At 55.7% G+C, this 13336-nt stretch carries 11 protein-coding genes and 2 pseudogenes; 6 read left to right on the top strand and 7 right to left on the bottom strand.

Going from position 1 to position 13336, the window contains the following annotated elements; all coding sequences use genetic code 11:
• Positions 1-114: 114 nt before the first annotated feature.
• The 4 genes and pseudogenes from C7433_RS02535 to C7433_RS02520 all read right to left on the bottom strand — a co-directional run bounded on the left by C7433_RS02535 (position 115) and on the right by C7433_RS02520 (position 3749).
• Positions 115-618: an Lrp/AsnC family transcriptional regulator gene (locus C7433_RS02535; protein WP_033741252.1), complete on the bottom strand. Its 504-nt coding sequence runs from the start codon at positions 616-618 to the stop codon at positions 115-117.
• Positions 619-633: 15 nt separating this feature from the next.
• Positions 634-1995 (bottom strand): annotated as a pseudogene (locus C7433_RS02530) (aspartate aminotransferase family protein).
• A 14-nt stretch (positions 1996-2009) separates the two neighbouring features.
• Positions 2010-3059 (bottom strand): phosphotransferase, encoded by a 1050-nt coding sequence (locus tag C7433_RS02525; protein WP_110267556.1) that lies wholly within the window; start codon positions 3057-3059, stop codon positions 2010-2012.
• A 24-nt stretch (positions 3060-3083) separates the two neighbouring features.
• Positions 3084-3749 carry a haloacid dehalogenase type II gene (locus tag C7433_RS02520; RefSeq protein WP_039340502.1) on the bottom strand — a complete coding sequence of 222 codons (666 nt, stop codon included), beginning with the start codon at positions 3747-3749 and terminating at the stop codon, positions 3084-3086.
• A gap of 267 nt (positions 3750-4016) precedes the next feature.
• Here C7433_RS02520 and C7433_RS02515 point away from each other — a divergent pair, with 267 nt between their 5' ends.
• Together C7433_RS02515 and C7433_RS02510 are read left to right on the top strand one after the other, a co-directional pair.
• The gene (locus C7433_RS02515; protein WP_033741260.1) at positions 4017-4499 is read left to right on the top strand and encodes a cold-shock protein; all 483 of its coding nucleotides are present in this window, start codon (positions 4017-4019) and stop codon (positions 4497-4499) included.
• 243 nt (positions 4500-4742) lie between these two features.
• Positions 4743-5282 (top strand): DUF2058 domain-containing protein, encoded by a 540-nt coding sequence (locus C7433_RS02510; RefSeq protein WP_033741262.1) that lies wholly within the window; start codon positions 4743-4745, stop codon positions 5280-5282.
• Between the two features lie 78 nt (positions 5283-5360).
• Here C7433_RS02510 and C7433_RS02505 read toward each other — a convergent pair whose 3' ends face one another.
• A complete protein-coding gene (locus C7433_RS02505) occupies positions 5361-6047 on the bottom strand; it encodes an RluA family pseudouridine synthase (protein ID WP_110267555.1) in 687 nt (228 codons plus the stop codon).
• Between the two features lie 118 nt (positions 6048-6165).
• Complete coding sequence (locus C7433_RS23615; protein ID WP_233255747.1) at positions 6166-6336, bottom strand: hypothetical protein; 171 nt, start codon at positions 6334-6336, stop codon at positions 6166-6168.
• A gap of 248 nt (positions 6337-6584) precedes the next feature.
• Between C7433_RS23615 and C7433_RS02500 the strand changes: the two are divergent.
• From C7433_RS02500 to C7433_RS02490, 3 genes and pseudogenes are all read left to right on the top strand, one after another.
• Positions 6585-7258, top strand: a pseudogene (locus tag C7433_RS02500) (hypothetical protein).
• A gap of 177 nt (positions 7259-7435) precedes the next feature.
• The gene (locus C7433_RS02495; RefSeq protein ID WP_110267554.1) at positions 7436-8059 is read left to right on the top strand and encodes a protein phosphatase CheZ; all 624 of its coding nucleotides are present in this window, start codon (positions 7436-7438) and stop codon (positions 8057-8059) included.
• Positions 8060-8570: 511 nt separating this feature from the next.
• The gene (locus C7433_RS02490; RefSeq protein WP_033741268.1) at positions 8571-9638 is read left to right on the top strand and encodes a mechanosensitive ion channel family protein; all 1068 of its coding nucleotides are present in this window, start codon (positions 8571-8573) and stop codon (positions 9636-9638) included.
• 317 nt (positions 9639-9955) lie between these two features.
• On the opposite strand, the gene C7433_RS02485 is transcribed toward C7433_RS02490, so the two are convergent.
• Entirely contained in the window at positions 9956-11500 is a 1545-nt protein-coding gene (locus tag C7433_RS02485; RefSeq protein ID WP_033741269.1) for a methyl-accepting chemotaxis protein, read from the bottom strand.
• Positions 11501-11786: 286 nt separating this feature from the next.
• Between C7433_RS02485 and C7433_RS02480 the strand changes: the two genes are divergently transcribed.
• Positions 11787-13217, top strand: a complete 1431-nt coding sequence (locus C7433_RS02480; protein ID WP_110267553.1) for a cytosine permease — start codon at positions 11787-11789, stop codon at positions 13215-13217.
• The last annotated feature ends 119 nt before the right edge of the window (positions 13218-13336 follow it).

Raw genomic sequence — 13336 nt, 5'->3', positions numbered from 1 at the left:
CGCAAAACGGCCGGACAGGGCGCGGACCCACACCGCAACGAAACAGACGGAAAGGCGGTTCAACGGTTGATGTCTCAGGTAACGCCCGTCCCCGTGCACAGGCCCGTTACTTGCCTATTCCCAGCTGCAGTTTCCGTTGGCAATTTCGCTCAACGGTTCTTCCCGCCACGGCCAGGGGTGCCTGAGCACCACGCGGCTGGCGAATTTGGCAATGCCGATTTCGTCGTCCAGCAGCCGCGCCATTAAATCCTGAAACCGGTAAAGGTTGGGGGCGATGATTTTCAACAGATAATCGTAGCCGCCGCTGATGTTGTAGCACTCGACAATCTCCCGATACTGACGGGCACCGGTTTCAAACCGCAGGAAATCAGCAGGGTAATGACTCGCCAGGGTGATCTCGGAGAACACCACCAGATTGCAGCCCAGTTTATTCAGTGAAATCCGGGCGGCATAACCGGCGATAATGCCGCTCTGCTCCAGACGGCGGGTTCGCGCCAGACAGGGACTGGGGCTGAGGTTTATTGCCTCAGCCAGTTCGACAATCGAACAGCGCCCCTCGCGTTGCAGATGCTCAAGTATCCGGATATCGGTGCGGTCAGGGAGCCTGGCATGTGACATAGATGGCGTATTCTCTCAGGTTGAATGGCCCATGCGTGCTGCGGTGGCGTCCGTCAACGCCTGGTCGAGCACGTCGATTATTATATCCGCCTGTTCGGCCGTCAACACCAGAGGAGGACGGATCTTCAATACGTTATGGCCCATGGCGCAGGCACTCAGCAATACGCCTTTTTGCCGCATCCGGTTCACCACCTGACTGGTCAGCCAGCGGTCGGCTGCGCGGCTCTGCCGATCAGAAACCAGTTCCACGCCGACAAACAGGCCCGCCCCCCGGACATCGCCGATGGCTTCGTGCCGGTGGCTCAGGCCGCGAATGCCTTCCAGCAGCCTGTTCCCGGTTTCACGCGCATGCGCAATCAGTCACTCTCGCTCAATGGTATCCAGCACCGCCAGGGCCGCCGCGCAGGAAACAGTATTACCGGCAAAGGTATTGAAGTAGCGGGAGCGCTGCCCAAACTCCGCCAGCACGTCGGCTGTGGCCAGTAAACCGGCAACAGGCTGACCGTTGCCCATGGGTTTGCCCAGCGTCACGATATCCGGTCTGAGTCCGTGACGTTGAAAGCCCCACATGTTTTCGCCCGTGCGGCCAAAGCCGGGCTGGACTTCATCGGCGATAAACAGGCCGCCAGCCTGCCGGATGGCGTTCACCGCGCCGTGCAGGAAGCCGGTCGGTCCGGGCAGGATCCCGTCGCTGGTAAAGAGTGAATCCACGATCAACGCGGCAGGCTGAATGCCGTGACGTTGCAGATCGGCAATGGCCATTTCCACATCCTGGGTAAAACGTTCGCTCAGATCGACACCGTCGGCGTGATAGGCGCGCGGGGCAGGGACCAGCCGAACATGCGGCCCCAGATCGACGCTTTTGCCCAGCGAGGGTGAGAACTGTGAGACGGCGTCCGTAATGCCATGATAAGCGGTTTCGGTCACAATAATTCCGGTGCCACCGGTCCGGATTTTGGCAATACGAAAGGCCAGATCGTTGGCTTCACTGCCCGTGCAGGTCAGCATCAGGTGAGCCAGGTGGGTTTCAGGTACCGTCGCCAGCAGGCGCTCGGCCAGAGTCAGAATCGTGTCATGCAAATAGCGCGTGTTGGTGGCCAGCGTTTTGACCTGATTGCAGATGGCGTCCGTCACCGCCGGATGGCAGTGCCCCAGCGAGGTCACGTTGTTATACACATCCAGATAGCGACGCCCTTCGGGATCGAACAGCCAGGCACCCTCACCGCGCACGATGTGCAGAGGATGTTCATACATCAGGCGATAGGCCGGGCCCAGCAACGCATCGCGGCGGTCAATCATCGCCGCGGTCACCGGGCCAACATTGGCCTGTCCGGGGATATAGGCATTAACCATATTCAGGTCGGTGGTGCTTTTCATGGAAGTCTCCCGTATCAGAGTTCGGCCAGCAGGCGATCACGTGCCGTGTCGCGGGTCAGGTCTGCCAGCATCGACAGCGCCTCCCAGGCGGCAGGATTGTGACGCATGATGTAAGGGCGGTTATGTGGATAGCGGGCCGCGCGCCATTCGGTAATCAGGACTGTAATCAGATGACGCGTCGCCATCAGGTCGGTGACAATAGCCTGTTCCAGATCGGTGAGCGGCAGGGTTTTGTGGTAGGCACCGACGAACTGCGCAGCTCCTGCGAAAGGATCGTCACAGCCGGTCATCTGAAAGGCCGCAGCAGTGGCCACTTCGCCTACCAGCGGTGCATAGATCATGTCGCCAAAGTCAATGATGCCAGTGAGACGCTCCTGTGCATCTGGCGCAACCAGCACGTTATACAGGTGATAATCGTTATGGATCACCTGCGCCCGCAGCGAGCCAAGACGCGGCAATACCTGGGTGGTGAAGCGCATCATAAATTTTTCTGCGAGGCGACGCCGTGCCGGATCGATGACTGCCTCCAGTTTGTCCATCAGGCGATGCGCGGCGGAAACATTCCACAGCAGATCGTGGCGGGCGGCCGGATGTAAAAAATCCTGTAACGCCAAATCCAGCCGGCCCAGACAGCACGCCATGGCCCGACGCTGTGCGGGGGTAGGTTGGGTATCCCTGACCTGAGTGCCCTCCAGCCAGCTCAGCATACGAACCAGCGTGGTGCTCCCTGCTGGTAACGTGACAACGTCACACTTCTTGCCCGCTGATGTGCGCACGACGCGCGGTATGGGCAGATCCGGTGCCACCTCGGCGATATGCTCAAGCGCGGCGATCTGGAAATCGACAATCGCCTTCGCTTCGGCGGGATTACTGATTTTCAGGACAAAACGCGTACCGGTCGGGGTTTCAATGCAGCAGTTCTGGTCGCGTTCGCTTGCCAGTGGCTGCACAATGGTATCCGTCATACCGTACCGCTCTGCCACTAACGCCTGTACGGCAGATAACGACAGCGCAGGCGCGGCGGTATTTAGAGCGACAGCCTGATGTGTCTCAGTTTCAGACATGATGTTTCCCTGCCGTTGAAGAGATTACAGGCCCAGCAGGCCGGGAAGCTGGCGGAAGTCGGTCAGGCGGTTCACACCGTAACCGTCAATGGCCGGCTCATGACCGCGATCGATAAACGCCCTGGCCATAAAGCCCAGATCGCACGCTGTCATCAGGTCATAACGAAAACTGGATGAACAGTGCATCATCTGTTCGGGGCCGCAGCCCAGTTGGTCGAACATATACTCAAAAATCCGGGCACGCGGCTTGTAGGCCTGGGCTTCTTCGGCGGTGTACACCGCATGAAAGGGCGCGCCGAGACGGGTAACGCTGTGCGGGATCAGGTCGATCATGGAATTGGATAAAATCACTAACGGAATATGCTGTGCTATCGTCGTCAGCGTCTCAACCACATGCGGATGAGGTTGCCAGCTGGCCACGGCAGCATAAAGCGTCTGCGCATCGCTTTCCTGATAGACGACGCCATGGGCATGACAGGCGCGCTGAAGCGCATTTTCAATCACCTGGTAAAATGGTTTCCAGGCACCCAGCACCTCATCAAGCCGGTAGAAACGAAAATGCGCCAGGAAAGTCGCCATGTGCGCTTCGCTGACCCGATCGGCATAAATGCCCTTTGCCGTTGGGCCCATTTCGAAATTGATTAGCGTGCCATAGCAATCAAAGCTGATAAATTTTGGCCTGAAAATCATTTGCTTAACCTCTTTCATGTGGATGAAAGAAGTATATCGCGCGACGCAAACACATAATTTCTTATTACCGCGACAAAGAAGGGGTTTTTGCTCAATTGCGGCCGCTTTACGGCATCGGCCCGGGTGGTGGGGAAGATCCTCACTGACGGGGCAGGCTGAAACGGCGGGACCGGACGTAATGATGCCCAAAAACGTAGTGCGTACGGGCATTGTGTTTTACACTGCGCGCTGCAAAAATTAAGGTGATAAACGATTAAACAGGCGACAATGGCGATGAACGGTACAATTACTACCTGGTTTCAGGATAAAGGCTTTGGTTTTATTAAAGATGAAAACGGCGATAACCGTTATTTTCATGTCATCAAAGTTGCCAATCCTGACCTGATTAAAAAAGATGCCTCGGTCACGTTCGAACCTACGACGAATAATAAAGGGCTGTCAGCGTTTGCGGTGAAAGTCCTGCCGGAGAGTAAATACATTTATATTGCGGGTGAGCGCATCAAACTTACCGCGATTAAATCTTACGTTGTTTTCAGTGAAGACGTTCCGGCAGATGCAGGGATTGATAAAGAAAACACGGTGCTGTCGGTGGGAATACTGATGAATAATATCCGACCCAAATCAGCGCAAAAGACGAAAGCGATGCGCACCCTGAAAAAACTGGCAATCACGACCTTTCAGGGCGCAACCTTAATCTTCACGGAAGATGAGATTGATATTGACGCTACCGTCAAAATGCTCAAAGTCTGATGCCCGATAACGCCGCTGGCCCGCTGGGACGACGGTCTGGCCGATAAGGCGATGTTCATGGAGCGAGGTCATGCGCCGCCAGCAGCCCATCCGGCAGCGCGGTTATGACGATGTACCGCCTGCCACGCGCCGCAGATCCGCACCTGACCTCGCGCTTTCCGCCTGTCTGCCGACGCAAAAAGGCGGGGCGGTAACGCCTCAGGCTCACTTCTACACTCTAATTTCACCGATGCAGAGACGACAATGACAAAACTCACTCTTCAGGAGCAGTTATTAAAAGCGGGACTGGTAACCAGTAAAAAAATGGACAAGGTCCAGAGAACCGCGAAAAAATCACGCGTGCAGGCGCGCGAAGCGCGAGAAGCCGTAGAAGAAAACAAAAAAGCGCAGATCGAGCGGGACAGGCAGCTCAGCGAACAGCATAAACAAGCGGTGCTGGCGAAAGAGTATAAAGCGCAGGTGAAGCAGTTAATTGAAATGAACAGAATCGTCGTGGCAAAAGGTGAGATCGGTTTTAACTTCACGGATAACAACCTGATTAAAAAAATCATGGTCGATAAACCTGTGCAGACCCAACTGATTAACGGTCGCCTGGCCATTGCCCGTCTGATGGCAGAAAACAGCGACGAGCCACACTACGCGATTATTCCGGCCAGCGTCGCGGATAAGATCGCGCAGCGCGATCCCGGCAGCATTGTCTTAAACAGCGCACTCAGTCAGGACGCGCAGGAAGAGGACGATCCCTATGCCGATTTCAAAGTGCCAGACGATTTGATGTGGTAATCCACGCGACATCAGCCGCTTCAGAGCGCCTCCGCCTGGTCGCGGGGGCGCGCAGAATAACCGCGTGGCGTTTTCCCCCTAAAACGGACTGTCATGACGGGCCTGAATCGCTTCTCCGCTGACAGGATGGGTAAAATGCAGCTCGCTGGCATGCAGCATCAGTCTGGGTGCCCGTGCGCTGTGCGGCGGCAGACCGCCATACCACTCACAGCCTAAAATAGGGTGCCCCAGGTGCTGACAGTGAATACGCAGCTGGTGAGTGCGACCGGTTTCAGGACGTAACTGCACCCGCGTGACCGGCAGAGACGGCCCGTCATCTGGGACATACGTAAAACGCGCCAACACCTGATAGCGCGAGCGCGCTGGTTTGCCGGTGCGTGCGCAAATCGCCATCAACGGAAACTGCTTCGCAATCGGCGCATCCACTCTTCCCTCATCGTGTTCAACGTGGCCGCAAAGTAGCGCGGTGTAAACTTTGCTGACGCTTCGCTGACTGAACTGCGCGCACAGGGCGGCATTGATCGCCTTATTACGGGCAATGACCATCAGCCCGGAGGTGCCGAAATCCAGCCGGTGAACCAGGGTACAACCGGGAAAGCGCGCTGCCAGCCGGAAATGGACCGAGTCCTGATTTTTCGGGTGCCTGCCGGACAGGCTCAGCAGCCCGCTGGGTTTGTTAATCAGCAGCAGGTGCGCGTCCTCATAGAGGATCGCGATCGCCTCATGGCAGGGCGGCGCAATAAAATCGTCGAACAGGGCAGACATCAGGCAGCCTCAAAGGGAAGCGGGCGCGGATAGTAACCCATTTTCCGCCCGCAGGCGAATTACGCCAGGCGCAGGACAAGCCCGCGCACGCCGCGTTAGTTAATGCCGGTCACTGCGGCTAACGGCTGATAGCCAGCGCGGTGATTGCTGGCGTGCTTACCGGCAGGCCGGACGTCATCAGTTCACTGCGGGGATCTGACCAGATCAGCACGGTTGCGGGCACCGCGCCAGTAAGCTCCGGGCGTGACTCGCTGTTCACCGCCTTGTTGCAGGCGGGAACAGACATCACGACAGGGCGCGACAGACCAGGCGCATCCTGCCAGATAACCGGGCCCGCGCCACAACAGGCTGCATTATCTTTCCGTCTTTCCCTGGCGCTGGCAGCGACACAGCCGGTTACGGGGCGTCAAAAAAGGTTAATAAAAAATACCTAAAGGTTTTTCATGAATACCCGTTATAGATAAATGCAGTGTGATCATTATAACTGCATAAAAAATAACGATTTAGGGCGGCTGAATAAAGGGAATGGCATTCATGATGAACAAAATTATCGTTACGGGCACGCTGGCTTTACTCTTTCTGACGGGATGTGCGGAGAATAAAAATACGCATTTGATCAAGGCGGAGAACGGCAGTTCACTAACCGTCAACACGATTTTCGCACCTACCGATATGAATAATAATACCTACGCGGATGTTAAACTGCGCCAGGTCACGCCGGCCCGAGCCGGGACAGGAATGGGAATAGCGGTACTGAGTGCCGTGCTGGGGGCGGCATCAGCACGGGTTCATTTGATAAGAATAACTACAAGGGCAGTGATATTGACAGCATGCCGGAACCCACCGCCGCGTATTTCACGCCCAAAGCCGACGTCAAAATCCAGCAATGGCTGAATAAAAATGGCGGGGGTTATGCTTACACACAACCCTTGTTCATTGCTGCCTCAAAATGGTCGCTGGTGTACACCGATATGTCGTCCGGCAACAGTAACTACGATTTAACGTATCGGGTCCTGTTTTATAAACGTCCGGAAGGCGGCACGATCCTGAGTCCCTATGTGGTTGCGGAATGTGAACCCGCGCATGTCACCGCACCGCTGAATGACTGGACGGCCAACCATTACGCCAAAGTCACGCAGGTGACGCAAAAGATGATGGATGCCTGCCTGCTGGAGCTGGATAATCAACTGCCACGCTTACTGAAAAAATAGTGAGCAGTACGGCCTGTTTTAACCGGCAGGCCGTGCAACAAGCGCCTTAGTCTCCGCTGTAAATCCGTCTCCCAACGTCCTTTATCCGCTGCGCCATAAAGATAATGACCACAGCAATTAATTTTCAGGCCGCGCCTGCCGATAATCTAATCACAACTCTGAACGGAGGGCGTTTCGATGTCTGAACTTAAACTGTCTTTATCTGCGGATGATACGCGCACACTGATCATTCGTGCAGGTTTTATGCTGCGTAATTTACGTAACAGCCTACGTGAACTGGGCTACGATCAAACCCTGTCCGAGGTCGCGGGCGGGATCCCGGATGCCCGCGCGCGTCTGGGCTATGTGGTGACCATGACCGAAAATGCGGCCAGTGAGGTACTGGGCTGCGTGGAGCTGACGCAGCCTGCGCAGACAACGCTACAGGATACGGCGGAAAGTCTGCTGGCGCGCTGGAACAGCACGGCTATCACACCGGAAAACGAGGCCGCGGCACGGGCGCTGGCGGAAGAAACGCGCACATGGCTTGGCACAGTGCCGCAGTTAACCGGTTTCACCCGTCAGCAACTTCAGGCGGTGATGATGGCTCAGGGTTTCCAGGACCTGACCGGCCAGATTATCCAGCGCATGACGAAAATGCTGAACGAGCTGGAAGTCCACCTGGTTCAGGTGCTGAGGGATAACGTGCCCGCACAGCCTGTGGCCAAAGTGGCCAGTCCACCGGCTGCTGCACAGCCATCAGAGAGCCCGTCAGCCTCGCAGGATGACGTGGACGATTTGCTCGCCAGCCTGGGACTCTAAGGCTGGACTCGCTCTCTTTAAGACCCATCTCTTCCGGCATACTAAAGGGTTGCCTGCGCCATTCGTCAGGCAGGGGGGCGACCTCTCAGCGATACCGCCCACCGGCGCCTTTTCCGCAACACCGACGGCACAGCGGGACAGTTTTCTTCTCCCGTTTTGCCAGCCGCACCGCGCATCCTGGCGCGGTACTGTCAACGGCGGCAGTCGCGTATGCCTGCCTGGCCGTCGGCTGTCAGGGCTTGCGCTGACATAAACATCCCCACACAGAACGGCGATCCGCTGCTTCGCGAAAGAATAAAAATGCTATAAATAACAGTTAATTGCATTCGGCTGTCTCGGGCCATATGCATGCTGGCAGGGCTTTTTTACCGACAGGTCAGTCAATTGTTAAAAAATTTCATAAACTAATGTGCGCAATGACTTCATTCGTAGATAACCGGGAACACAACGGTTACTGATTTTAGTGACTTATCCGACAACTCAGGTTGCTGACGGACTATAAGGGGAAATGATGCCATTACTTATTGGGGAGTTATCGGGTGCGCCAACATGGATACCTGCTGTATTGCTCGTCACGCTTTCATTTATCGTGGGCTTTCTGGCCCGGTTTATTTTTCTCAGGTTCATCCGCTTCTGGCAGAACCGGGACCGAAAACTGTTCAAATCACTGGAAAAGCACCTGCGCGGTTCGCTGTTTCTGTTTATCCCCTTGGTGTTGATCAATATCGGCATTAACTACATCGATCTGCGTCCTGAAACCGTGGCGTTTATCACCTCCACCGCCAATATCTTTATCATTTTATCGATTTGTTCCATTTTGATTCGGTTGACCAATGTGGCGCAGGATATGCTTTTCATTCGCTACGATATCAATCTGTCGAACAATCTGCGTGCCCGTAAGATTCGCACGCAGTTAATTTATGTGAAAAAAGTGGCCATCGTGATCCTGGTCTCGCTGAGTCTGTCGATGATCTTGCTCAGCTTTCCCGGCGTGCGTAAATTCGGCACGACCATCCTGGCCGGTGCGGGCGTCGCAGGCATCATCATCGGTTTTGCGCTGCAAAAGTCGCTGGTTAACCTGTTTGCCGGTATTCAGATTGCCTTTACCCAGCCGATCAAAATTGATGACGCTGTTGTGGTGGAAAAAGAGTGGGGCTGGATAGAGGAGATCAATCTGACGTATGTGGTCGTGCGTATCTGGGATCTCCGTCGGCTGGTGCTGCCGATTACCTATTTCACGGAAAACGCCTTCCAGAACTGGACGCGCAACAACGCGCAAATCCTGGGCTCGGTGTTTCTGTATGTGGATTACTCCCTGCCGCTTGAGCCGCTGCGCCAGCATTTCGAGAAAGTGCTCAGTGAAACCAAACTCTGGGATCAGCAAACCCAGGTGCTTCAGGTCACCGACACCTCTGAAAAAACCATGACAATCAGATTATTAATGACGGCACAAAATTCGCCCACCGCCTGGGATTTGCGCTGCTACGTGCGGGAAAAAATGATCGAATTTATTCAGCAGAACTACCCGCAGAGCCTGCCGCATGTCAGGGCAACGCTGACTGAGACGGACTCGCGCTGACGCCAGGGGTTCTCACGTCTGTATTGAGGCAGGAGGCTGGCTCACCCGTGTGGGGCAAGCGGGCGTGGGGCAAGGAAAGTGTGGCGTTAAGCCACAGGCGGGCGCGACGTCTGGACTGCATTGACACGCCGGTCTCAGGGACGGTCAGCGGCACCGCTGCGTGCGGGGCGGTGGCGTTCCTGGCGCACAGCGTGATTGAGCAAGATAACTGCCGCTGTCGACAGTCCGTCAGGGACAGGCTTTGTCGTGACGACGCCCACCTGTTCCTGGCGGTTTGTGCCGAATTTATTGCTCTCTGGCGGCGGTTGCCGCCTTTTTTACACCTGAAATGCCGCGACCATGCCGCGCAGCGCATGCGCCTGTTCCGACAGTGAGCGTGACGCCGAAGACGATTCTTCAACCAGTGCGGCATTGTTCTGCGTCACGCCATCCATCTGGCTCACCGCGATACTGACCTGCGAAATGCCCTGCATCTGCTCGGAGGAGGCCAGAGAGATATTATCCATGGCGTCAGCCAGTTCGCCGACCATTCCAACGATTTTCAGGATGCTCTGCCCGGTTGAGGAGGCAACCGTCACGCCGCTTTCCACCTGTTCAACGGCCTGTTCTATCAGCGTTTTAATGTCACGTGCTGCCGTAGCGCTGCGCTGGGCCAGCGTGCGCACTTCGCCCGCAACCACGGCGAAACCGCGTCCTTCCTCGCCGGCACGGGCCGCCTCAACAGCCGCGTTCAGGGCCAGGATATTGGTCTGAAAGGCAATGCTTTCGATCACGGCGGTGATGTCGCGCACTTTAGTGGCGCTGACCGAAATGTCATGCATGGTGTGCGTCATGCGCTGCACGTCAGATTCGCCCGTGCGGGCAAGCTGTGCGGTTTCACGTGCCGAATCGGCCGTCTGCTGTGCACCGGCCGTATTGCTTTTCACCGTGGCCGTCAGCTGCTCCATGCTGGCGGCCGTCTCCTGCAAAGCCGCCGCCTGCTGTTCGGTACGTGAGGACAGTTCGGTATTGCCCTGCGCGATTTCATCGGCAGCCAGCGCAACGGAGGCCGAAGCCTCTTTAATCTGGGAAACCAGTGCACGGAGCCTGGCTTGCATGACGTCAAGGGAGGCCAGCAGGCTGGTGGTGTCCTTGCGGCGCAGTGACACGGTGGCGGTCAGATCGCCGGCTGCGATGGAGGCGGCCAGCGCCTGCGCCTGCGCCGGTTCACCGCCCAGCTGGCGCATCAGCACGCTGATAGTGACCGCACAGGCACCGACCGCGACAATCACAGAAGCGGTGGCCAGTAGCATCAGAATCAGCGAGGCGCGGGCAGTAGAATGGCTGTTTTGTTGCACAGCAGCCTGGCTGTTTTTCTCCTGAATCTCTGTCATATCGCGCAGAGCATTCAGTAACTTAGTCTGAACAGGACGCACGTCCTTTAACAGATAGTCCGTGGTTTCTTTATCAAGATTGGCCAGCCCGAGCCTGGTTGCCTGATCCAGGGCGGCAAACGTTGGTCCTTCGCTGTCGGTAATTCTTTTGAAAGCCTCACGACCCGCCGGCGTAGAGTCGGTTGCCAGGATAGCGCCGAGCGCCTGACGGTTAGCAATAAAGAGCGCTTTCTGTTTCTGAATCCGCGTGACTTCAGGCTGCATCGCCTGGGTGTCGCTGAGCAGCGCGATATTCCTGACGGCAATGCCCATATCTCTGACTTCACCGTACATGGATTGCGCTAACTGATACTTTTTCATCTTGATGTTGACGGTATCGTCCATGCCTTCACGGGCATGATGCAGGGCCTGTTGGGCGATCCCGGTGCACAGGATGAACAAAAGAATAAGCAGGCCAAAACCTGCAATAAGGCGTGTGGATATTTTCATTATTGTCTCATTATGTAGGTTAAATTTGCTGTGTTTGCGTTCGTAGCAAAAAGGACATTACTTTTTACGGCTACGTTTAAATCGTATCAGAAATAAGCAGTTTTGCTTTTTCGTGCGCACATTTTGCCGAACAGGCCTCATCACATTTTCCAATGACGCATGGCCTTGTCACTTCAGCGTGAGCATGACACTATCCTTGCCTGTCTATACATGTACTGTCACCCTGCGTTGGCATCCGCCGGACGTAAACAGCAACGCACCCCATACACTGCCCAGTGAGGAAATGATGCCAGCCGAAACATCTGCAGCAGGTTATTCAGGCGTTGAGAAACCGCGCCTCTCTGAAAGCCGTTCCATTGATTACATCCCACTGCGGGAGCGACATGGTCATCCTTTTAGCCAGTTCACACTGTGGTTTGGCGGAAATCTGCAAATCACCGCGATAGTTACGGGTGCGCTGGCGGTGGTGTTGGGGGGCGATGTGGTCTGGTCACTGGTGGGATTACTGGTCGGACAGATCCTGGGCGCAGGCATCATGTCATTACATGCGGTTCAGGGGCCGCGCCTGGGTTTACCGCAAATGATCACCAGCCGCATGCAGTTCGGCGTCTATGGGGCGGTCATTCCGCTGCTGCTGGTATGCATGATGTATGTCGGTTTTTCGGCCAGCGGTACCGTGCTGGCCGGCCAGGCGCTGGCTAAGCTGGTGCATATCAGCAATGCGACGGGCATGATCCTGTTTAGCGCGATAATCATCGTCATTGCGGTGCTGGGTTACCGGGTGATCCATCAGCTTGGCAAACTGGCCAGCCTTGTTGGTGTACTGGCTTTTGCTTATCTGTTTATCACATTGGTGGTAACGCATGACTTAACGCCTGTCTGGCAGAATCAGCACTTCACGCTGGCTCATTTCCTGTTGGCGGTGTCGCTCTCCTCCTCATGGCAGATCGCATTTTGCCCTTATGTCTCCGACTATTCGCGCTATTTGCCTGCGAATGTCTCCGCGAAAACGTTGTTCTGGTCAGTGTTTTTCGGCACCGTAACGGGGACGCAGGCGTCCATGACGCTGGGTGTGATTGTCGCGGCGCTGGCCGGAAAGGCGTTTGCGGGCAATGAGGTTGGCTATATTGTCAGCCTGGGCAGTACGCCCACGATGGCGATGGTGATCTATTTCGCTATCTGCTTCGGCAAAATCACGTTCACCACCCTGAACGCTTACGGCAGTTTTATGGCACTGACCACTATTGTCTCGGGTTTCCGCCAGCAATCCGCAATGGGTCGGAGTGCACGCATTCTGTTTGTGGTCCTGATGGTCAGTGTGGCCTGTGTGATTGCATTGCTGAGTGAACCTGCTTTTCTGAAAACGTTCACCCATTTTCTGTTGTTTTTACTGGCGTTTTTCGTGCCATGGAGCGCGATTAGCCTGATCGATTTTTATGTGATCACCCAGGGCAAAGTGGATATTCCTGCGCTGTCACAGCCAGACGGACGTTATGGCCGCTGGAACAGGGTGGGGATTACCGTTTATGTCCTGGGTGTGCTGGTACAACTGCCGTTTATCGACAATCCACTTCACCATGGTTCACTCACCTGGCTGTTTGCCGGTAACGATGTGTCGTGGTGTATTGGCTGGTGCATCACGGCACTGCTGTGGTGGATGGCCCGCCGCTGGGATCGCCGGGGCACACCCGTCCATTCAGTCTCACCGGCAGAATAGCCGTTGCCATGCTTTCTGGCGGCAGGTAAGACGGGTTAACGGGGGAATGGAAAAGCGTTTTACGGCATCTTCCCCGTCTGAACAACGGACAACATCGCGTCACAGGCATTTCCGAAAGG

It is taken from the genome of Pantoea sp. PNA 03-3 (assembly GCF_003201175.1).
Lineage (GTDB): Bacteria > Pseudomonadota > Gammaproteobacteria > Enterobacterales > Enterobacteriaceae > Pantoea > Pantoea stewartii.
Note: the sequence above shows the minus strand (reverse complement) of the source record. Positions and strands in the feature narration are given on the sequence as shown.

Bases quoted from the DNA above. Each gene is read 5' to 3' on its own strand.
- C7433_RS02480 (WP_110267553.1), top strand. From the start codon at position 11,787: ATGCCAGCCGAAACATCTGCAGCAGGTTATTCAGGCGTTGAGAAACCG.
- C7433_RS02525 (WP_110267556.1), bottom strand. From the start codon at position 3,059: ATGTCTGAAACTGAGACACATCAGGCTGTCGCTCTAAATACCGCCGCG.
- C7433_RS02520 (WP_039340502.1), bottom strand. From the start codon at position 3,749: ATGATTTTCAGGCCAAAATTTATCAGCTTTGATTGCTATGGCACGCTA.
- C7433_RS02485 (WP_033741269.1), bottom strand. From the start codon at position 11,500: ATGAAAATATCCACACGCCTTATTGCAGGTTTTGGCCTGCTTATTCTT.
- C7433_RS02495 (WP_110267554.1), top strand. From the start codon at position 7,436: ATGTCTGAACTTAAACTGTCTTTATCTGCGGATGATACGCGCACACTG.
- C7433_RS02515 (WP_033741260.1), top strand. From the start codon at position 4,017: ATGGCGATGAACGGTACAATTACTACCTGGTTTCAGGATAAAGGCTTT.
- C7433_RS02535 (WP_033741252.1), bottom strand. From the start codon at position 618: ATGTCACATGCCAGGCTCCCTGACCGCACCGATATCCGGATACTTGAG.
- C7433_RS02505 (WP_110267555.1), bottom strand. From the start codon at position 6,047: ATGTCTGCCCTGTTCGACGATTTTATTGCGCCGCCCTGCCATGAGGCG.
- C7433_RS02490 (WP_033741268.1), top strand. From the start codon at position 8,571: ATGCCATTACTTATTGGGGAGTTATCGGGTGCGCCAACATGGATACCT.
- C7433_RS02510 (WP_033741262.1), top strand. From the start codon at position 4,743: ATGACAAAACTCACTCTTCAGGAGCAGTTATTAAAAGCGGGACTGGTA.